This is a genomic window from Mesorhizobium sp. NPDC059054 (assembly GCF_042739215.1).
Classification (GTDB): Bacteria; Pseudomonadota; Alphaproteobacteria; order Rhizobiales; family Rhizobiaceae; genus Mesorhizobium.
On sequence record NZ_JBHYHV010000002.1, the window covers coordinates 486629 to 507771 of the forward strand.

Sequence of the window (21143 nt, forward strand, 5' to 3'; positions counted from 1 at the left end):
TGGTTGTGAGATCAGGCGGGGCCGCGTTTGGATCGCGCCTGCTTGATGACGGCGCGCCAGCGCAGCATGTCGAAGGGAATCGGCTCGTTAGAGTTTGCGATCTGGAAGATTTCGTTGTTGAGGTTCTTCAACGAACGCCAGAAGTCGTAGTCGCTGATACGCGGATCGGCGGCCAGCTTTTGCGAGAGAGCCTCGATATCGATTTTCATGCGCGTGCTTGGGCCAGATTTCCTCTGACCCTTCTCCAAGGCTTCCTGTCCACCCCTAGGGAGCCTTCTCCAGCGCGCCGTTGATTCGCTCAACGCGGCAAACAGGTTCTCCCCCGTTCAATATTGATTAAGGTTAACGGCTCTGCCCGGAGCGGTTCACCGTTTCACGGAAACGGCGATCCGCTCCGTCTCCTGTTTGAAGCAATTCCGGACGGAAAACCGCTTCACACTTCTCCGGGAATTGCTTCAGCCAGCCTTGCGGCGGATGCCGATCGAGCGGCCGGCGCGCTCCGGCACGGCCAGGCCTGCGTGAGCCTCGCGCATCGCCTCGATCTTGGCCAACACGTCAGCCGGGAAGGGAGCGACCTTCGGCCCGGCCATGTCGACATGCAGCGAAAGCGATTCCGACGTCGCCGCCAGCCAGCCGTCGACATGGCGGATTTCCTGATAGACGCGTAACCGCTTCTCGTCATGGTCGAGAAGCTGGAAGGTTGCTGTCACCTTGTGGTCGAGATGCAGCTCCTGCACGTAGCAGACATGCACCTCGGCCGTGTAGATGGTGAGCTTGCGGTCTCGGGCGTAGTTCGGCCCCATGCCCATCAGCTCAAACGCATCATCCGAACAACGGTCGAACAGGACATTGTAGTAGGCCATGTTGAGGTGGCCGTTGTAATCGATCCAGTCCTTCTCGATGTCCATGACGCGGGAGACAAAAGGGGCGGGGATGGACATTGCGATGTTTCCTCTGGCAAAGCGTGCACGCAGATCTTTGTTTCGCGCATGTCGTTATCGCAAAACCGCTGCACACTTTTGCGCGACATGCTTTAAGCAGCTTTAACTCGAGAACAAGGGCCGCGATGGTCCAATCGCGGAGGAAAGCATGGCTCTGAGCGACCTCGTACCGGTCGAGCGCAATGAGAATGGCATTGCTGCCGTTCTCGGCATTCTGAAACAGCAGCTCGGCGAGCGATTCCAGACCGGGCAGGCGATCCGTGAACAGCACGCCCACACCACCACCTACATTCCTACCCAGGCGCCGGACGGCGTCGCGTTCTGCGAGACGACAGAAGAAGTGCAGTCGGTGGTGCGCGCCTGCGCCGAGCATCGCGTGCCGGTCATCGCCTTCGGCGTCGGCACGTCGCTGGAAGGCCACGTCAACGCGCCGGGCGGTGGCATTTCCGTCGATCTCTCGCGTATGAACCGGATCCTTGCGGTCAATGCCGAGGATCTGGATTGCCGGGTGGAACCCGGCGTGACGCGCGAGCAACTCAACCAGCATCTGCGCGATACCGGCCTGTTCTTCCCGATCGATCCCGGTGCCAATGCCACGCTTGGCGGCATGGCGGCGACGCGCGCGTCGGGCACCAATGCGGTCCGCTACGGCACGATGCGCGAGAACGTGCTGTCGCTGATCGCCGTCATGGCGGACGGCGAAATCGTGACGACCGGCCGGCGCGCCAAGAAGAGTTCGGCTGGCTACGATCTCACCCGCCTCCTGGTCGGCTCGGAAGGCACGCTCGGGATCATCACGGAACTGACGCTGAAACTGCAGGGCATTCCGCAAGCCATCTCGGGAGGCGTGTGTCCGTTCCCGACGCTGGAGGCGGCATCGCAGGCGGTGATCCAGACCATCCAGATGGGCATTCCTGTCGCCCGTATCGAACTGGTCAACGCGCTGCAGATGCGGGCGATGAAGACCTATTCCAAGCTGGATTATCCCGAGAGCCCGTGCCTGTTCCTCGAATTTCACGGTAGCGACGCCGGTGTGGCCGAACAGGCCGAAACCTTTGCTATGGTCGCAGAAGAGAATGGCGGTGGGCCATTCCTGTGGACAGCCGTGGCCGAGGAGCGCAGCAAGCTCTGGAAGGCGCGCCACGACGCCTATTGGGCATCGCTGACGCTCAGGCCCGGCGCCAAGGGGCTGTCGACGGATGTCTGCGTGCCGATCTCGCGTTTGGCTGAATGCGTGGCGGAGACCGAGGCCGACATCGCCGAAATGGGCTTGATCGCGCCCATCGTCGGCCATGCCGGCGATGGCAACTTCCATGTACTGGCATTGATGGATCCCGAGAATGCCGGCGAGGTGGCCCTGGTCGAGCGGTTCGTCGCCCGGCTCAACATGCGCGCGATTGCCATGGAGGGCACCTGCACCGGCGAGCATGGCGTCGGCCAGGGCAAGGTGGGTTTCTTGAAGGCCGAGCATGGTCACGGTGTCGAAGTGATGCGGCAGATCAAACGCGTGCTCGATCCCTACAACATCATGAACCCTGGCAAGATCCTGCCGGTCTAGATCGCTCTTTGCAGGACGGTTGGAGCGGGGTTGACCGTTTCCGTTGTGCGCTGACAGACCGCGGGCGCCCTCCAGGATGTGATCTAACCGCATCCAGCCTTGATCCGTGCGCCTGTGGAACGTATGCATTTTGTCGACATGAGGGTTTTAAGATGACCGCTGCCGACAAGACCTCCCGCCCAGAACGCAAGCGTGGCTCCGGTGTGAAGGTCGTCTACGACCTCCTACGCGACGAAATCCTCGATCTTGTGCTGCCGCCGGGCAGTCCGATCGATGAGGTGCAACTGGCCGAGCGGTTCAAGATGTCGCGTACGCCCATTCGCGAGGCCCTGGTGCGACTGGCCGGCGAGGGGCTGATCGACACGCTGCCCAACCGGTCGACCATGGTGTCGAATATCGATTTTATGAATATGCATACGTATTTCGATGCCTTGGTGTTGATGTATCGCATCACCACGCGCCTGGCTGCCGAACATCATCGTCCAGAGGACTTGAGGGTGATCCGCGCGCATCAAGCTGAATTCGCCAAGGCAGTAGAGGAACAGGATGCGCTGGCGATGATCGCCACCAATGCCGCCTTGCACTCGGCAATCGCGGAAGCAGGTCGCAACCCATATTTCACGGGTCTCTTCGGACGGCTTCTCAATGAAGGACGGCGGCTTCTGCGTCTTTACTATCAGTCTTATGACGATCGTTTGCCGCAGCGTTTTGTCGACGAGCATGAGGATATGATCGCGGTCATTGCCGCCCGCGATGTCGAGGCGGCCGATCGGCTGGCGAAGGTGCATGCGGAGCAGATCGTCGACCAGATCCAGAAGCTTTTCACACGCGGCGGGCATCTGAACGTCGCCCTGTGAAATCGTTGTCGATTTCTTGTCGACAAATAAAATCCAAAGAGTATAATTACTGCCGAAAGCAGGGATTGCGCACGGCTGCGCCATGGCGTCTTCTGCCGAAGCGACAGGCCAACAGGGAGCTTTTGAGATGAAGGCGAGGATTTTCTCCGGCGTAATTCCGGCTTTGATGACACCGTGCAAGGCGGACCGCAGCCCTGATTTCGACGCCCTCGTCGCCAAGGGCAAGCAGCTGATCGCAGACGGCATGTCGGCAGTCGTCTATTGCGGTTCGATGGGCGATTGGCCGCTTTTGACCGATGCGCAACGCATGGAAGGCGTTGAGCGCCTGGTCAAGGCCGGTGTGCCGGTGATCGTCGGCACGGGCGCCATCAACAGCGCATCCGCCGTGGCGCATGCCGCCCATGCCCAAAAGGTCGGCGCGCAGGGCTTGATGGTGATCCCGCGCGTGCTGTCGCGTGGCTCGTCGCTGACTGCCCAGAAAGCGCATTTCAAGGCGATCCTGTCGGCGGCGCCCGATCTTCCTGCGGTGATCTACAACAGTCCCTATTATGGCTTCGCCACGCGTGCCGATCTGTTCTTCGCACTACGGGCCGAGCACTCCAACCTCGTCGGCTTCAAGGAATTCGGCGGTCATGCCGACCTGCGTTATGCGGCCGAGAACATCACCAGCCGCGACGACGGTGTGTCGCTGATGATCGGGGTCGATACCGCTGTCTTCCATGGCTTCGTCAATTGTGGCGCGACGGGAGCCATCACGGGCATCGGCAATGTGCTGCCGAAAGAGGTTATCCACCTCTGCAATCTGTCCCAGGCCGCAGCGACAGGTGACGTCGACGCGCGCCAGCGCGCTCAGGAGCTGGAGCAGGCGCTGGCCGTTCTGTCCTCCTTCGATGAAGGCCCGGACCTTGTTCTGTACTTCAAGCACATGATGGTGCTGAAGGGTGACAAGGAATACACGCTGCACTTCAATGAGACAGACGCCCTGACCGACAGCCAGCGCGGCTACTGCGAGGCACAGTTCAAGCTCTTCAACACCTGGTATGCCGAGTGGAGCAAGCTGCCTGGCGCTGTACAGAAGCACAAGGGCTGACCCGCCCGAGCCTCGGCTCCGAGAAAAGCCCTCCGGTGGAGGGCTTTTTTGTTGATGGCGGGAAGGCGTCAATCAGGCGGCACGGGTGCTTCAGGCGACGGCCTCAAGCCCCAGCGCGAGCAGCCTGTCGAGCTGTTGCATTTCGGCTGTGGTAAGAGCGATGCCTTCGATCTCTGATCTTGCGCGGGCTGCGTAACGGCGCTGCGACGGCAGGCGGGCACCCTGACCGGCAATCGCGTCGAACAGGACCTGTGCGCGCTCCAATGGATTGCCGTCACGGCCTTTGGCAAAAGCCTCGGGAGAAAAGGCGATGACGAGTTCACCATGCGGCGGGGCAAGCGTGGTGGTGCCAAGGTAGTCGAGCACCTGCGGGCTGATCAGGTCGCCGATCATGATGCCCGCAAGGAGCTCGATCATGGTGCTGATCGCGGAGCCCTTGTGGCCACCGAAAGGCAGCATCGCACCGGTAAGCGCGGCTTCCGGATCGGTGGTGGGCTGTCCTTCGGCATCGATCGCCCAGCCTTCGGGCAAAGGCTTGCCGGCGCGGCGGTGCAGCTCGATCTCGCCGCGGGCCGCGACGGAGGTGGCAAAGTCGAAAACATAGGGTGATTTGCCTGGGCGCGGCCAGCCGAAGGCCAAGGGATTGGTGCCGAGCAACGGCTTGTTGCCACCGGCAGGCGCGACCGTGGAGTAGCTCGGGCACATGGCAAGTCCGGCGAGGCCGTATCCCGCCAAAGCCTCCACTTCCGGCCACAGTGCCGAGAAGTGTGTGCAGTCGTTGATGACAAGCGCCGCCAGACCCAGCGCGCGGGTCCGTTCCACGAGCACCGGCAGGCCAAGTTCGAAGGCGGGATTGGCGAAGCCGCGGCTGGCGTCCACCCGTACGATCGCAGCGTGGTCCTGCTGCACCAGTTCCGGTACAGCATCCGGGGCGACCTTTTCGGCCTTGACGGTGCGCAGCGCGCCCTCGATCCGGTAGATACCATGTGATTTGCAGGCGTCTCGTTCCGCCGCGACGATGACGCGGGCAAGAGCTCCGGCCTGGATGTTGTTCAACCCCGCCTTTTTGAAGATTGCCTCGACACGCTCGTTAAGCGTGACGATTGGCATGGTGGTGGTTGCAGGCATGGTCTTCCTCTCGATACAGGTAGGTGATTGAGTTGATTATATGCATACATAGAGTATACAAATAATCGACAATCGCAATTCGGCGCGAGCCGCCTTTGTATTTCCAGGACAGGAACCTCACATGGCTTTTACCCCCAAGGGAAAACACCTCATTGCGGGCGCTTGGCTTGATGGCGCGGGCACCTTCGAAAGTGCTCCGGCACATGGTCCTGCGCACGCCTTCGCTGTCGGCAGCGTGGATCTGGTGAATCGCGCCTGCGAGGCCGCCGAAGAAGCCTTCTGGAGCTACGCCTATTCGTCGCGGGCTGCGCGGGCGGCCTTTCTGCGTGCCATTGCTGACGAGATCGAGGCGCGCGCCGAGGCGATCACAGAAATAGGCAGTCAGGAGACCGGCTTGCCGGAAGCGCGGCTTCAGGGCGAACGCGGGCGTACGACCGGTCAGCTTCGCCTCTTTGCCGACCATATCGAAAAGGGTGACTACCTTGACCGCCGCGTCGACGCGGCCCTGCCGGAACGCCAGCCGGCACCTCGGCCGGAGATCAGGCTGATCCAGCGCCCGGTCGGGCCGGTCGCCGTCTTCGGTGCTTCCAACTTTCCACTCGCTTTTTCGACCGCGGGTGGAGACACGGCAGCTGCATTGGCGGCCGGCTGCCCGGTCGTGGTGAAGGGGCATTCGGCTCATCCCGGCACTGGGGAGATCATCGCCCAGGCCATCGAGGCGGCGATCGTAAAGACCGGTGTGCATCCCGGCGTCTTTTCGCTGATTCAGGGTGGTAACCGCCAGGTCGGCGAAGCCCTGGTGCAGCACCCGCTGATCAAGGCTGTTGGTTTTACCGGCTCGCTCGCCGGTGGCCGCGCGCTCTTCAACCTCTGCGCCGCCCGTCCGGAGCCGATTCCGTTCTTCGGCGAACTCGGCTCGGTCAATCCGATGATGTTGTTGCCTGAGGCAGTCAAGGCACGCGCCGAGGCGCTGGGACAGGGCTGGGCAGGTTCGCTGACGCTGGGCGCGGGGCAATTCTGCACGAATCCCGGCATTGCCGTGGTGGTCGAAGGCCCGGATGCTGATCGTTTTATCGGGGCCACGACCGACGCGCTCGGCAAGGTCGGCGCGCAGACCATGCTGACGGACGGCATCGCCAAGGCTTATCGTGACGGGCAGGCGCGTTTTGCCGCGCGAAATTCGGTCAAGCCTCTGCTGGTGACTGAACCTGCGGGGCGCGCCGCGACCCCCAATCTGTTCGAGACGACAGGGGCGCAGTTTGTGTCCGACCATGCGCTGGGCGAAGAAGTTTTCGGGCCGCTCGGCCTCGTGGTCAAGGTTGGTTCTCTGGACGAGATGGAAGAGGTCGCCCGTGGCTTCGAAGGGCAGCTGACCACGACCATTCACATGGATGAAGGGGATGTCGAGGCCGCGCGCCGCCTGATGCCTGTCCTGGAACGCAAGGCGGGCCGGGTGCTGGTCAACGGTTTTCCGACCGGCGTCGAGGTGGTCGATGCCCAGGTTCATGGCGGGCCTTATCCGGCTTCGACCAATTTCGGGGCGACCAGCGTCGGCACTCTATCCATCCGCCGCTTCCTGCGCCCCGTTGCCTATCAGAACGTTCCGGAAGCGCTGCTGCCTGAGAGTTTCGCCGGTTGAGGAGTCAGAAAGCGATTCAATCGATCAAAAAATAAAAATCGTATACTCCCTGAATACAATTTGTATTTTGTGATTGATTTGTCCGCGACGACGCGAAATAGTGCGCGCGGTCTACCGACCGGCAACACTCAGGGAGAGAGCAAAACATGAAGATCTCGGTCCTCGCCTTCGGGCTCATGGCCGCAACCGCGCTGAGCGGTCAGGCATACGCCGACAAGCTCGACGACATCATCGCTTCCGGCACCTTGCGCTGCGCCGTGGTGCTCGACTTCCCGCCCATGGGCGCGCGCGATGCGAGCAACAATCCGATCGGCTTCGACGTCGACTATTGCAACGATCTCGCCAAGGCGCTCGGCGTGACGGCCGAGATCGTGGAGACGCCCTTTCCGGAGCGCATCCCGGCCCTGATGTCGGGCCGCGTGGATGTCGGCGTCGCCTCGACCTCCGACACGCTCGAACGCGCCAAGACCGTCGGCATGACCGTTCCCTATTTCGCCTTCGAAATGGCGGTCACCGCCAACGACAAGTCGGGCGTCAAATCGTTCGAGGACATGAAGGGCAAGACAGTTGGCGCCACCGCCGGCACGTTCGAAGCGATCGCGCTCGAAAAATCTGTCAAGGAATGGGGTGCCGGCGAATTCCGTCCCTACCAGACCCAGGCCGATGTCTTCCTGGCACTCAGCCAGGGCCAGATCGATGCCACCGTGTCCACCTCGACGGTCGCACAGGCCAATGTGAAGACCGGCAAGTTCCCCGGCATTTCGGTGGTCGGCAAGGCGCCGTATGACATCGACTATGTCTCGCTCTTCACCAACCGCGAGGAATACGGCCTCATCAACTACCTGAACCTGTTCATCAACCAGCAGGTCCGCACCGGTCGTTACGCCGAACTCTACAAGAAGTGGGTCGGTGGCGATCTGCCGTCCTTGTCGGTGAACGGCGTCTACCGCTGATCTGACCGTTTCCCAGGCGGCGCGGGTCCCGCGCCGCCGATTCTTCCGAAAGGCGAAGCGGCGATGTTCAGCTACACCTTCCACTGGAACCAGGCGTTCAGGGCATTGCCGCAAATGCTCGACGGCGCGCTGGTCACTTTGGAAATTGCGCTTCTGTCGATGGCGATAGGGCTTGCCCTAGCCATCGCGCTCACGGTGTTCCGGCTTTCGGGCAATCGTATCCTTTCCGGGGTCGCCACCGCCTGGGTGGAAGTGGCTCGCAACACGCCGGCGCTGTTCCAGATCTACATGGCGCATTTCGGCCTGGGCAATTTCGGCATCCACCTCAGTCCTTTCACGGCACTGCTCGCCGGCATCGCCTTCAACAATGCCGGCTATCTCGCCGAGAATTTCCGTGGCGCGCTCAAGGCCATTCCCGAGACGCAGGCGCGCGCGGGCCGTTCGCTGGGCATGAGCTCGCTACAAGCGTTCCGCTACATTGTCCTGCCGCAAATGCTGCGCATTGCTTTCCTGCCGGCCACCAACCAGATGGTCTGGGCGATCCTGATGACGTCGCTCGGGGTGACCGTCGGCATGAGTTCCGATCTCGCCGGCGTCACACAGGAACTCAACGCCCGCTCGTTCCGCACCTTCGAGTTCTTCGCCCTTGCTGCGGTGATCTATTACCTCATCGCCAAGGCGGTCACGCTGGCTGCACGCCTGCTTGCCGCGCGCATGTTCCGTTATTGAGGCAGGGTAGGGATGTTCAGCACAGCTCTTACCTGGAGTGATCTCGCCTTCCTGGCCCAGGGCGCCGGCATGACGCTTGCCGTGACGGCGGTTTCAGTTGCTGCCGGCACGGTGCTCGGCATCCTGTTCGGCGTCATCCGCTTCCAGTTCGGACCTTACTGGTCGGCGCCGCTCACCTTTGCCCTGGATATTTTCCGCTCGGTGCCCTTGCTGATCCAGCTCGTGCTGGGCAACGCCCTGCAGTCCATCGCCAAGCTGGGCTGGCCGCCCTTCACCACGTCTTGCGTGGTGCTATCGCTCTATACTGCAGCCTACTGCACCGAGATCGTTCGGGGCGGTATCGACTCGGTGCCGGTCAACACGCGCCGCGCTGCGCGATCGCTCGGCATGACCTGGTGGCAGGACATGCGCTACATCGTGGCGCCGCTCGCCACCCGCGTGTCGTTGCCGTCGTGGATCGGCCTGACGCTTGGTGTGATGAAGGATTCCGCGCTCGTGCTTTGGCTCGGCCTCATCGAACTGCTGCGCGCCTCGCAGATCCTCGTCACCCGCCTGCAGGAGCCGCTGTTCATCCTGCTGCTGTGCGGCGCCATCTATTTCGTCATAAGCCTGCCCATTGCCCGCTTCGGCAGGTATCTCGAAGAACGCTGGTCACCCAATGATTGAGATCGAAAACGTCCACAAATCCTTCGGCTCGCTGGAGGTCCTGAAAGGCATCGACCTGACCGTCAGGAAAGGCGAGGTCGTCACCGTCATCGGTGGCTCCGGTTCGGGCAAGTCGACGTTGCTTACATGCATCAACGGACTTGAAACGATCGCGTCGGGCAGGGTGGTGATCGATGGCACCGATGTCCACGCCAAGAGCACCGACCTCAACAAGCTCCGGCAAAAAGTGGGCATCGTCTTCCAGCAATGGAATGCATTCCCGCATCTGACCGTGCTGGAAAACGTGATGCTGGCGCCGCGCAAGGTGCTTGGCCTGCCGAAGGAGAAGGCCGAGGAAATCGCGGTGAAGCAGCTGACCCATGTCGGTCTCGCCGAGAAGCTTTCTGTCTATCCAAGCCGCATGTCGGGTGGCCAGCAGCAGCGCATGGCGATTGCGCGTGCGCTCGCCATGTCTCCCACATATATGCTGTTTGACGAAGTGACCTCGGCACTCGACCCGATGCTGGTGGGCGAAGTGCTGGATACGCTGAGGATGCTCGCTTCCGAAGGCATGACGATGATCTGCGTGACCCATGAAATGAAGTTTGCTCGCGAGGTGTCCGACCGCGTTGCCTTCTTCCACCAGGGGATCATGGCTGAAATCGCGCCGCCGGGGCAGCTCTTCGATGCGCCGCAGCACGCCGAGACGAAGAAGTTCCTTGCGGCAACGCATTGAGAGCGCAATGGAAAAGCAGGTCGATGTCATTGTCATCGGGGCAGGGGTCGTCGGGCTCTCGGCGGCGATCGCCGCGCAGGCGCGCGGGCTGAATGTCACGGTGCTGGATCGCGAGGGGCCAGCCGCCGGGGCTTCCGCCGGTAACGCAGGCGCTTTCGCCTTCACCGATATCCTGCCGCTCGCCTCGCCGGGCATCCTCAAGAAAGCACCGAAATGGTTGCTTGATCCGCTCGGCCCGTTGTCGGTGCCGCCGGCCTATGCAGTCCAGATCGCACCTTGGATGTTCCGCTTCTGGCGCGCCTGTTCACCCAAGCGTGTGGCCCACTCCACCGCCGCCCAGACCGCGCTGATGGACTTGTCGAAGGCTGAGCTGGAACCTTTCCTGCAGCAGACAGGCACGCTGCCCATGCTGCGCAAGGAGGGCAATCTCCAGGTTTATGAAGGCGAGATGGAGTTCAAGGCTTCGCTGCCCGGCTGGGCGGCGCGGGAAGAACACGGCATCGAGTTCCTGCATCTCACCAAGGCAGCCGAGATCGCGGAAATCCAGCCTGGTCTGGCGCCGCGTTTCACTCACGGCACCTTCACGCCTGGCTGGTATTCCATCGCCGACCCACGGCTTTACACGCTTGCACTGGCCGAACATTTCGTCACCCTGGGCGGGATGGTCGAGCGTGTCGAAGTCACCGCGCTCCGCCCTGTCGAGGGTGCTGTCGAGGTCATTGCTGCGGATGGCGGCGTGCGGCGAGCGCGCAAGGTGGTGCTTTCGGCCGGCGCCTTTTCGCACAAGATCGCCAGCACCATCGGCGAGACCATCCCGCTCGAGACCGAACGTGGCTACAACACCACCCTGCCGCAGGACGCCTTCGACCTGCGTACGCAGGTGACTTTCGGTGGTCACGGCTTCGTCGTCAGCCGTTTGTCCACCGGCATACGCGTTGGCGGCGCGGTGGAGCTTGGTGGCCTGAAACTGCCGCCGAATTTCCGCCGCTCCGAGGCCATGCTGAAGAAGGCGAAGGCCTTCCTGCCCGGCCTGAAGCCGCAGGGTGGGGTACAGTGGATGGGCTTTCGCCCATCCCTGCCGGACAGCCTGCCGGCGATCGGCACCGCGCGGGCGACGCCGCATATCGTCCACGCCTTCGGTCATGGCCATCTTGGCTTGACCCAGTCGGCGGGTACGGCGCGTATCGTTGCCGATCTCTTGACCGGGCAACGGCCCGCCGTCGACACTACATCCTTCTCGCCGCAACGCTTTTGACCAAGGTCCTGCCCATGGCAACCCACACATTCTCCTGCATCGACGGACACACCTGCGGAAACCCGGTTCGCCTTGTTTCGGGCGGTGGGCCGCGCCTCGAAGGCGCGAACATGCTGGAAAAGCGGGCGCATTTCCTGCGCGAATTCGACTGGATCCGCACCGGGCTGATGTTCGAGCCGCGCGGGCATGACATGATGTCTGGCTCGATCCTGTATCCGCCGACACGACCCGATTGCGACGTTGCGGTGCTGTTCATCGAGACTTCCGGCTGCCTGCCGATGTGTGGCCACGGCACGATCGGCACCATCACCATGGGCATCGAGAACGGCCTGATCACGCCACGCGAACCCGGCAAGCTTTCGATCGATGCGCCTGCCGGCAAGGTCGATATCACCTATCGCCAGGAAGGCCGTTTCGTAGAGGAAGTGCGCCTCACCAACGTTCCAGGTTTCCTTTATGCCGAAGGGCTGACGGCGGAGGTCGAGGGGCTTGGCGAGATCGTCGTCGATGTCGCCTATGGCGGTAATTTCTACGCCATCGTCGAGCCGCAGAAGAATTTCCGCGACATGGCCGATCATACTGCGGGCGAGTTGGTTGGCTGGTCGCCGAAGCTGCGCGCCGCGCTCAACGCGAAATACGAGTTCGTCCATCCGCTGCATCCCGAGATCAAGGGCCTCAGCCACATCCAATGGACCGGCAAGCCGACGCAAGATGGCGCTCATGCCCGCAACGCGGTCTTCTATGGCGAGAAGGCGATCGATCGCTCGCCCTGCGGAACCGGCACTTCGGCCCGCATGGCGCAGCTTGCCGCCAAGGGCAAGCTGAAGGTCGGCGACGAATTCGTGCATGAATCGATCATCGGTTCGCTGTTCAGCGGCCGTGTCGAGGCGGCGACGAAGGTTGCGGATCGCGACGCGATCGTTCCTTCGATCGCCGGCTGGGCCCGCATGACCGGCTTCAACACCATTTTCATCGACGATCGAGATCCTTTCGCGCACGGGTTCGTCGTCAAGTGAACGAGAGCTCTCCCGCCCGGTCGATTCTTGGCGGCTCAGCCCAAGGGGCCGTCGTCGCGACACAGGAAGCGCTGAGTTTTTGGGGCGGCGTCGATCCGGCTACGGCGCGTGTGATCGACGTGCATCATCCGCTACACGGAAGCTGCCTTACCGACGCCATCCTGATGATGCCGTCGAGCCGCGGTTCCTGCACCGGTTCCGGCGTGTTGCTGGACCTCGTGCTGAACGGACGGGCACCGGCAGCGCTCATCTTTTCGGAAGCCGAGGATGTACTGACCCTCGGGGCGCTGATCGCATCGGAACTTTTCGGCAAACCGCTTCCGGTCCTGCGCCTGACGCCGCAGGCCTTTGCCGCGCTGGCCAGTGCGAAGACCGCACGGATAAGCGATACGGCGATCGAAGCCGACGGCCTGAGCCTATCGGTCAGTCCACCGGCTAGCAGCGCACTCAACTTGACAGAAGCCGATCATGCCATGGCGAACGGGCGGGATGGCATCGCGGTGCAGCAGGCCATGCGCATCATCTGCGCCATGGCCGTGCAGCAAGGCGCGCGCAGCCTGGTGGACGTGACACAGGCGCATATAGACGGCTGCATCTATGCCAGCCCGGCCAATCTGACCTTCGCTGAAAAAATGGCGGAGCTCGGAGCGCGGGTTCGGGTTCCCACGACAATGAATGCCATTTCGGTCGACCGCGCCAACTGGCAGGCGCAGGGCGTACCGCACGATTTCGGCGATCCTGCCGCGCGCCTCGCCGATGCTTATGTGCGGATGGGTTGCCGACCGACTTTCACCTGTTCGCCCTATCTGCTCGACAGCGCGCCGAAGGGCGGCGAGGCCATCGCCTGGGCGGAGTCCAACGCGGTCATCTTTGCCAATTCGGTGCTCGGTGCCCGCACCGCGAAACATCCGGATTTCCTTGATCTGTGCATTGCCCTGACGGGACGTGCCCCGCTCTCCGGCGTCTATCTCGACGAACACCGCAAGGCCCGACGTGTCATCGATGTGGAAGTTCCAACTGGTGTCGACGATGCGTTCTGGCCACTGCTCGGCTATCTCGCCGGCCATGCCGCGCCGGACCGCATCCCGCTGCTGCGTGGACTTGGTGAAGCTCGACCGTCACGCGACGATCTCAAGGCGCTGTGCGCGGCGTTTGGAACCACCTCAGCCGCTCCAATGTTGCATGTCGAAGGGGTGACGCCTGAAGCCGATGGTGCCGGTGCAGCTGACGCCGACCATGCCGTCATCACGCGGACCGACCTAGCCGCAGCATGGAAGAATCTCAACGCGGGGCCGGAAGAGATCGAACTCGTCGCCATCGGCAGTCCGCACGCATCGCTGCAGGAATGCCGCTCGCTGGCGGCCGTGCTCGATGGACGCAAACGCCATCCGGATGCGGCGGTCATCGTCACCGCGGGCAACGCCGTCATAGCCGATGCCCGCAATGACGGGACGCTGTCGCGGCTTGAACAAAGCGGCGTGCAGGTGGTGCCAGACCTGTGCTGGTGCTCGATTTCAGAGCCGGTGTTCCCGACGCGCACGCGCGCCGTCATGACCAATTCCGGCAAATACGCCCACTACGGCCCCGGCCTGTCAGGCCGTGCGGTACGCCTCGGAAGCCTCGCCGATTGCGTGACCGCCGCACTGACCGGGCGCGCGCCGGTGCGCCTGCCTACCTGGCTTTCCTGAGGAGTTTGCGATGCGCAGTTCGAAAACAATTCACGTGATTTCAGCGCATGCCGAAGGCGAGGTAGGCGACGTGATCGTCGGTGGTGTTACACCGCCGCCGGGCGACACGATCTGGGAGCAGAGCCGCTGGATTGCCCGCGACAACACCTTGCGCAATTTCGTGCTGAACGAGCCGCGCGGTGGCGTGTTCCGGCACGTCAATTTGCTGGTACCGCCGAAGCATCCGGAGGCGGACGCGGCCTTCATCATCATGGAGCCGGAAGACACGCCACCCATGTCGGGATCGAACTCGATCTGCGTTTCGACCGTGCTGCTGGACAGTGGCATCCTGCCGATGCGGGAGCCGGTGACGGAGATCACGCTGGAAGCACCAGGCGGACTGGTGCGCGTGCGGGCGGAATGCCGCAACGGCAAGGCCGAGCGCATCTTCGTGCGCAACCTGCCGAGTTTTGCCGAGCGCCTGGATGCAAAGCTGGAAGTCGAAGGACTTGGCACGCTCACCGTCGACACCGCCTATGGCGGTGACTCGTTCGTCATCGTCGACGCGGCCGCGATGGGCTTTGCCCTCAAGCCGGACGAAACGCTCGATATAGCGCGGCTTGGCGTGCGCATCACCAACGCGGCCAATGCCGCTCTTGGTTTCAACCACCCGGAAAATCCGGACTGGAAGCACTTCTCGTTCTGCCTGTTCGCCGGTGCAGTCGAGCGCACTGCCGAGGGCTTGCGTGCCGGTGCCGCCGTGGCGATCCAGCCGGGCAAGGTCGACCGTTCACCGACGGGGACTGCTTTGTCGGCGCGGATGGCCGTGTTGCATGCGCGCGGTCAGATGGGCTTGGAAGATCGATTCACGGCGGTTTCGGTGATCGGTTCGACCTTCACGGGCCGCATCGTCGGCACCACGACCGTGGGTGGCCGCCCGGCGGTGCTGCCGGAAATCTCGGGCCGCGCCTGGATCACCGGCACGCACCAGCACATGCTCGACCCCGACGACCCGTGGCCGGAAGGCTACAGGCTTGCCGACACCTGGCCGAAGAAAGCATAGGTGGCTGCCACTACGACTGCGGCTCGGATCGCGGAGTAGGTTGCTGCCTCACGCAAATTCCGACCCCGCCGTTACAAGATCCTGATCAGGAGCAAACATGTCCCTCTCAGCCCGTCCAGCCGCGATCACCGATGCCGAAAGACGAGGCCGGCTTCAAAGGTTGCGGGAAAAAATGGACGCCAACGGCGTCTCCGCGGTCCTGCTCGGCTCTTCGGAGAGTCTTCGCTATTTCACCGGTCTCGTCTGGCGCCAGAGCGAGCGTATGCTTGGCGCGCTGGTGACGCCGACTTCGCTCACCTACATCGTTCCCGCTTTCGAACGCAGCCGCGTCGAGACGCTGCCGCATCTGCGCGCTGACATCGCGACCTGGGAGGAAGAAGAGAACCCTGCGGCACTGGTCGCTTCGCTGGCGGGGCCGAGTGGGGTGATCGCGCTCGACGACGCCCTGCCGCTCTTCATTTATCACGCTCTGGTCCGAGCTCTGGGCATCGAGCGTCTGGGCGACGGGACGCACCTCATTCGCGCATTGCGGCTCTACAAATCGGCCGCGGAGATCGCGCTGATCACATATGCCATGGAACTGACGCTCGAAGTGCACAAGCGCGCCCATGCGATCATGAAGCCCGGCATTCGTGCCTCCGAGGTGGCTCGTTACATCGACGAGCAGCACAGGGCGCTGGGGGCTTCCGGCGGTTCCACCTTCTGCATTGTTTCATTTGGCGCAGCCACATCGCTTCCCCACGGAGCCGATGGCGACCAAGTCCTGCAGCGAGGCCAGGCCATTCTTGTCGATACCGGCACGCGCATCGACGGCTATCATTCGGATCTGACGCGCAGCTATCTGATTGATGAACCCGAAGCCGACTATGCACGTATCTGGCAATATGAACGCGAGGCCCAGCAAGCGGTGTTCGAGGCTGCGCAGCTAGGCACTCCCTGTCATCGTCTCGACGATGCGGCGCGAGCGGTCATGGCGCGCCATGGCCTCGGGCCGGACTACAGGTTGCCAGGTCTGCCGCACCGGGCAGGGCACGGCCTCGGATTGGAAATCCATGAAGAACCATACATCGTCCGGGGCAACGATATGCTTCTCAGCCCTGGCATGTGTTTTTCCAACGAGCCTATGATCGTTGTGCCTGAGCGCTTCGGAATTCGGCTGGAGGACCATATCCACATGACTGAAGACGGCCCCAAATGGTTCACAAGGCCAGCCAAAGGGCCGACCGAGCCGTTTGGTTGAGGTCTTCAGAAGCCGCTGAACGCTGCGATCCAAGCCGGTCATAAGCCGGTGGGATACTCAAAATCTGTATCTGTATGTTGAGCGGCCCGACTGAAGTCGAGCCGCGCAAAACCGTCATAGTGAAATCCCGCGAATTTGCAGCTTCTCAGCAGTCGCCGTTGTAGAAGCAATCGTCGTCGTCACGGCGCTCGCGGTAGCGGCGATCATAGTAGGGATCATAGCGGCGCGGTTCGACCACCGGTGGGCCGAATGGATCATCGGAATAGCGACGCACAACGCGACGGCTGGGCGAACCTTCGCCGAAGACTGCGCGGCAGCCACCGTCGACCCAGATGGTGCCGGAACCGCGGTCGTAGCCCCAGGTGCGGTTGCGGATGCAGGGGCTGTCCGATTTCTGTCGCACGATGACGGCGGAACGGAAATCGGCTTGGCATTCGTTGTACTGGTCACCATCGGACGAGCATGTGACCGTGCGTCCGGCATGAGCGGGCAACGTGGTAACCCCGACCAGGGCTGCAAAACCAATCAGTGAAGCGGCGGCAATTTTGATCACAGCGCGATCTCTTTTTCCGGATGTGCTCATTTTATGAAACGTCCTCGGCCGCACAAGATGCCGCAGGATGACAACAAGGCGATTATCCCTATGAGATTTGGGCATTTTTCGATCAAGGAAATTCACGAATGCACCGACAAATGTAACGGATTGCGAGATGCCACTTTATCAACGCAGTATTGCCGCTAGATTGCGGGCATATTTCAATTCAATGGTCTCAGGGTAATGCTCGCCCGCCTGTTCGTGATTTTCGGTGGCCTGTTCGTGCTGGCGCTGCTTGCGGCGCTGGTGGTGCCGCCGTTCATCGATTGGACGGGCTACCGTGCCGATTTCGAACGCGAGGCAAGCACCATCCTTGGCCGCAAGGTAACGGTGAAGGGCAGTGCCACGGCACGGCTTTTGCCGTTCCCGTCGGTAACCTTCAGCGATGTCTCCGTGGCAGGTGGCGCGGGTGGCGAACCCGCGATGACCGTCGAGACCTTCTCGATGGACGCTGAACTCGCCCCATTCCTGCGCGGCGAGGTGTTGATCTTCGATATGCGGCTGGTGAAGCCGAAAGTCGCTATCGGCATTGCCGCCGACGGCAAGGTGGATTGGGCGGTCCGGCCGTCCTCCCCTTTCAATCCGGCGCAGGTAGCGATCGAGAAGCTGACGGTGACCGACGGGATGGTCGAACTGCGCCAGGAGGCCAGCGGCCGTGTCACCAAGCTGTCGGACATCAACGCGACAGTGTCGGCGAAATCGCTGGCGGGACCATGGCGCGCGGAAGGCGCACTGAAGGCTGATGGCATCGCTACGCATCTGTCGGTAACAACCGGCAAGGCCGACGGGGTCGGCAAGATCGCGCTTCGGGTCAAGGCCGATCCCGATGGCTACCCCTTGTCGGTCGAGGCCGACGGCAATGCCGGCGTCGAGAATGGGCGGGCTCTTTATTCCGGTCAGTTTCGTTTCCTGGGTGACAATGGAGCCCAACTGGGCGCAGCGGCGAAGCCGGATGGCGGATCTGCAGGGGTGGGCGCCAAGGCACCACCTACCTATCGGTTGAGTGGCAAATTCGAGCTTGACCATCGCAAGCTCGCCGTCGACGAATTCCGCCTAGAGACTGGACCGCTCGACAATCCTTATACCGCCGACGGTAAGGCTTCGATCGACCTTGGTGCCGATCCACGCTTCGCCATCGAGGCGAGCGGCGCACGGGTGCAGTTCGAGGAAACGCCTGGCAAGGAAGGGACGGCAGCGCTGCCGCAGCGCATTGCGGCGCTCGAGCGGGTGCTCCTGGCATTGCCGAAACCGGCGATGCCTGGCTCCGTCGAAGTGAGGCTGCCTGCAGTGGTGGCCGGCGACACGACCATTCGCGACGTTGCCATTTCCGCCGAGCCGGCCGCGGGCGGCTGGGCGGTGAAGTCGTTGGCCGCGATCTTACCCGGCCGTACCACGCTGGAGGCCAATGGGCAGCTTGGCGTCGACGGCAAGGTGCGTTTCACCGGTTCGCTGCTGCTTGCGGTCGCGCAACCTTCCGGTTTTGCGGCATGGCTGTCTCAGGATGTCGATGAAGCGGTTCGGCGCCTTCCCACGGCAGGGTTCAGCGCCAAAGTCGATCTGACCGATGCCCGGCAGAAATTCGACGATCTCGAGCTGGCGCTGGGGAAGGCGAGTTTTCGCGGCAGTCTCGACGCCAGCCAGCCGGCCGACGGCAAGCCGGCCGTCGTCACGAGGCTGGAAGGCGGGGCGCTCGATGTCGAGGGGCTGACGGCCTTTGCGGCGCTCTTCGTATCGGACAAGGGAGCAAACCGCTTCGCCGATGCCGATCTCGACGCCAAGATCAAGGCGGGACCGGTCGACGCCTGGGGTTTTTCGGCCGAAAAGCTGGATACGGCTTTGCGGCTGCGGGCCGGCATGCTGGAAATCGACAAACTGTCGATCGGCGGGCTGGCGGGTGCGTCAATCAGCGCTACGGGCCGCATGAAGGATTTCCCCAAGGGACCGACCGGCAGCCTGGATGCCTCGCTGCTGGCGCCCGACCTAGCGCCGCTGGTCGATGCCGCCGCAGCCCGCTTTCCCGACAGCCGGTTGCTTGCGGCACTTTCGGAGCGTGGCAAGGCCTATCCCGGCCTCTACCGGGATACGCGCCTCGACGTGGTGATGAGCGCAGCGGACAACGGCGACGGAACCACTGGGCTGGCGCTGTCCGGCAAAGGAGCAACCGGCGGTTCGGCGATGTCCGTCTCGCTGTCGGCACATGGTCAACCGGGCGAGGTGGCCAAGGCTCCGTTCTCGCTGACCTTTGACGCCAAGAACCCAGATGCCGCAGCGCTTCTGGCGCTCTATGGCCTGCCGGCGTTGCCGCTCGGCATGGTAGGAGAGGCGACAACCGACATCACGGCCAGAGGTACACTTGCCGAGGGCGCTGCGACTGCCTTCAATCTTTGGGGCCCGGATCTGCGCGCGCGCTTCGACGGCACGGTGACCGATACTCCGCAGGGACTGGCAGCCAAGGGTAAGGTGGCTCTCGATACAGCCGATATAGAGCCCTGGCTGATGACGACGGGCGTTGCACTGCCCGGCATGGGCATGGGCGCTGCTGTGGCACTGGCCGCCGAGGCCGACTATGGCAACAACCGCGTCGCCTTTTCGGGCCTCAAAGGGAGTGCCGCAGGTACCGCTCTGTCCGGCGATGTCGCTGCTGGCTTCGATGCTGCCAAGCCTCATCTGAGCGGACAGTTGGCACTGGACACGCTTGATCTCGACCCGCTGGCGGCAATGTTGTTCGGCAATGATGCGTTGGTTGGCGACGGTACCAGTTGGCCAAAGACACCGTTTGCCGCCAAACCGGCGCTGCAGGTGAGCGCGGATATCGAACTGGCTGTGGTGAAATTGCTGGCCGGTCCGCTGGTGGCGGCCGACGATGCGATGCTGTCGTTGAAACTGGGAGATGACGGGCTCGGTATCTCCAAATTGAAGGCGAGGTTGTACGGCGGTGAAATCACTGGCCTGTTCGACCTGAAGAACAATGACGGTACCGGACTGCTCAATGGCCAGGCGACGCTGACGGGCGCTGATCTTTCCAAGCTTCTGCCTGCTTCCGGTCTCTCGGGCGCGGGTACGTTTACCACCAGCGTGACCACGAGCGGCAAGTCCATCGATGCGATGGTGGCTTCGCTTGCCGGTTCGGGAACCGCCTCGCTCAAGGGCGTGACGATCGCCAATCTGAACGCCGATGCATTGCCGGCACTGCTTGCCAGGGCGGATGGTGTCGGCCGCGATATCGATGCACCGCGAACGGCTGCGTTCGCGCCGGAGATCGCCGGGCAGGGTTCCTTCGTCGTGCGCGACGCCGACATCGCCTTTACTTTGGCCGGCGGTGTGCTGCGCGCACCGCCGGTGAGCTTCGATACACCGACGTCCGTCTTGTCGGCGGATGTTTCCGCCGATCTTGCAGCCGGCACGGTGGCGGCGCGTGGCACTCTCACCTACAAGGCGGGCGATGAGGCTCTGATCGGTTCGGATCCAGCGCTGAACTATAGTGTCGAGGGGCCGGTCGAGGCACCGAAACGCATCTTTGACAGTGCGCCGCTGGCGCAGTTCCTTACCCAGCGTGCGCTGGAGAGAGAGCAGCAGCGGGTGGAGGCCATGCAGGCCGCGCTGCTGGAAAAGCAACGGTTGCGGCGCGAGGCCCGATACTACGCCGCCCTCCAGGAGGAACGTGACCGCGCGGAGGAAGAAAGGCGCCGCATCGAGGAAGAGAAACGAAAGGCCGAGCAAGAAGCGCGACTGAAGGCGGAGGCCGAAGCCAAGGCAGATGCGGAAGCAAAAGCACGAGCCGAGGCTGAAGAGAAGGCGCGTGCCGAACAAGCGCTTGCGGAAGCTGCCGAAGAAGAGCGACGCAAGGCCGAAGCTGCGATCCGTACGGCGCAAGAAGAGAAGGCAAAGCTGGACGCTGAGCGCCGGGCAGCCGAGCCGTCACCTGCTGCGCCGGTGCAGAAGCTGGAGCCGTTTTCGATCCAGGATTTCCTGAAAACGCTGCAATAAGCGCGTCGCAACCGGGGCGTTTGGAGGATGCCATGGCTGCACGC

General features: G+C 62.7%; 18 protein-coding genes. 14 read left to right on the plus strand and 4 right to left on the minus strand.

Annotated features, from left to right (window positions below):
- Positions 1-11 precede the first annotated feature (11 nt).
- Both ACFWXH_RS10070 and ACFWXH_RS10075 read right to left on the minus strand, forming a co-directional pair.
- A complete protein-coding gene (locus ACFWXH_RS10070) occupies positions 12-209 on the minus strand; it encodes a hypothetical protein (protein WP_054308214.1) in 198 nt (65 codons plus the stop codon).
- A gap of 246 nt (positions 210-455) precedes the next feature.
- A complete protein-coding gene (locus tag ACFWXH_RS10075; RefSeq protein WP_379119785.1) occupies positions 456-941 on the minus strand; it encodes a thioesterase family protein in 486 nt (161 codons plus the stop codon).
- 148 nt (positions 942-1089) lie between these two features.
- On the opposite strand from ACFWXH_RS10075, the gene ACFWXH_RS10080 reads away from it, so the two are divergent.
- The 3 genes from ACFWXH_RS10080 to ACFWXH_RS10090 all read left to right on the plus strand — a co-directional run bounded on the left by ACFWXH_RS10080 (position 1090) and on the right by ACFWXH_RS10090 (position 4446).
- Positions 1090-2499: an FAD-binding oxidoreductase gene (locus tag ACFWXH_RS10080; protein ID WP_379119787.1), complete on the plus strand. Its 1410-nt coding sequence runs from the start codon at positions 1090-1092 to the stop codon at positions 2497-2499.
- Between the two features lie 152 nt (positions 2500-2651).
- Positions 2652-3356, plus strand: a complete 705-nt coding sequence (locus ACFWXH_RS10085; protein WP_054308211.1) for a GntR family transcriptional regulator — start codon at positions 2652-2654, stop codon at positions 3354-3356.
- Between the two features lie 127 nt (positions 3357-3483).
- On the plus strand, positions 3484-4446 hold the full coding sequence (locus ACFWXH_RS10090) for a dihydrodipicolinate synthase family protein (protein WP_379119790.1): 963 nt from the start codon (positions 3484-3486) through the stop codon (positions 4444-4446).
- A 90-nt stretch (positions 4447-4536) separates the two neighbouring features.
- Here the strand turns inward: ACFWXH_RS10090 and ACFWXH_RS10095 are convergent, their stop codons facing one another.
- The gene (locus ACFWXH_RS10095; RefSeq protein WP_379119793.1) at positions 4537-5574 is read right to left on the minus strand and encodes an Ldh family oxidoreductase; all 1038 of its coding nucleotides are present in this window, start codon (positions 5572-5574) and stop codon (positions 4537-4539) included.
- Positions 5575-5695: 121 nt separating this feature from the next.
- On the opposite strand from ACFWXH_RS10095, the gene ACFWXH_RS10100 reads away from it, so the two are divergent.
- The 10 genes from ACFWXH_RS10100 to ACFWXH_RS10145 all read left to right on the plus strand — a co-directional run bounded on the left by ACFWXH_RS10100 (position 5696) and on the right by ACFWXH_RS10145 (position 16517).
- Positions 5696-7213: an aldehyde dehydrogenase (NADP(+)) gene (locus ACFWXH_RS10100; protein ID WP_379119795.1), complete on the plus strand. Its 1518-nt coding sequence runs from the start codon at positions 5696-5698 to the stop codon at positions 7211-7213.
- Between the two features lie 146 nt (positions 7214-7359).
- On the plus strand, positions 7360-8166 hold the full coding sequence (locus ACFWXH_RS10105) for a transporter substrate-binding domain-containing protein (RefSeq protein WP_379119797.1): 807 nt from the start codon (positions 7360-7362) through the stop codon (positions 8164-8166).
- A gap of 63 nt (positions 8167-8229) precedes the next feature.
- Positions 8230-8895 carry an amino acid ABC transporter permease gene (locus ACFWXH_RS10110; RefSeq protein ID WP_379119799.1) on the plus strand — a complete coding sequence of 222 codons (666 nt, stop codon included), beginning with the start codon at positions 8230-8232 and terminating at the stop codon, positions 8893-8895.
- Positions 8896-8907: 12 nt separating this feature from the next.
- On the plus strand, positions 8908-9561 hold the full coding sequence (locus ACFWXH_RS10115) for an amino acid ABC transporter permease (RefSeq protein WP_379119801.1): 654 nt from the start codon (positions 8908-8910) through the stop codon (positions 9559-9561).
- Complete coding sequence (locus ACFWXH_RS10120) at positions 9554-10276, plus strand: amino acid ABC transporter ATP-binding protein (RefSeq protein WP_379119803.1); 723 nt, start codon at positions 9554-9556, stop codon at positions 10274-10276. Before ACFWXH_RS10115 ends, ACFWXH_RS10120 begins: the two co-directional genes overlap by 8 nt.
- 7 nt (positions 10277-10283) lie before the next feature.
- Positions 10284-11531, plus strand: coding sequence for an NAD(P)/FAD-dependent oxidoreductase (locus ACFWXH_RS10125; RefSeq protein ID WP_379119805.1), 1248 nt, complete (start codon positions 10284-10286; stop codon positions 11529-11531).
- Positions 11532-11545: 14 nt separating this feature from the next.
- Positions 11546-12547 (plus strand): 4-hydroxyproline epimerase, encoded by a 1002-nt coding sequence (locus ACFWXH_RS10130; RefSeq protein ID WP_379119807.1) that lies wholly within the window; start codon positions 11546-11548, stop codon positions 12545-12547.
- Positions 12544-14235 carry an aconitase X gene (locus ACFWXH_RS10135; protein WP_379119809.1) on the plus strand — a complete coding sequence of 564 codons (1692 nt, stop codon included), beginning with the start codon at positions 12544-12546 and terminating at the stop codon, positions 14233-14235. Before ACFWXH_RS10130 ends, ACFWXH_RS10135 begins: the two co-directional genes overlap by 4 nt.
- A gap of 10 nt (positions 14236-14245) precedes the next feature.
- Positions 14246-15277 (plus strand): proline racemase family protein, encoded by a 1032-nt coding sequence (locus ACFWXH_RS10140; RefSeq protein ID WP_379119811.1) that lies wholly within the window; start codon positions 14246-14248, stop codon positions 15275-15277.
- 97 nt (positions 15278-15374) lie between these two features.
- Complete coding sequence (locus ACFWXH_RS10145; protein ID WP_379119813.1) at positions 15375-16517, plus strand: M24 family metallopeptidase; 1143 nt, start codon at positions 15375-15377, stop codon at positions 16515-16517.
- Between the two features lie 145 nt (positions 16518-16662).
- Here the strand turns inward: ACFWXH_RS10145 and ACFWXH_RS10150 are convergent, their stop codons facing one another.
- The gene (locus ACFWXH_RS10150) at positions 16663-17070 is read right to left on the minus strand and encodes a DUF3011 domain-containing protein (RefSeq protein ID WP_379119815.1); all 408 of its coding nucleotides are present in this window, start codon (positions 17068-17070) and stop codon (positions 16663-16665) included.
- 225 nt (positions 17071-17295) lie between these two features.
- Here ACFWXH_RS10150 and ACFWXH_RS10155 point away from each other — a divergent pair, with 225 nt between their 5' ends.
- Entirely contained in the window at positions 17296-21099 is a 3804-nt protein-coding gene (locus ACFWXH_RS10155) for an AsmA family protein (protein WP_379119817.1), read from the plus strand.
- The last annotated feature ends 44 nt before the right edge of the window (positions 21100-21143 follow it).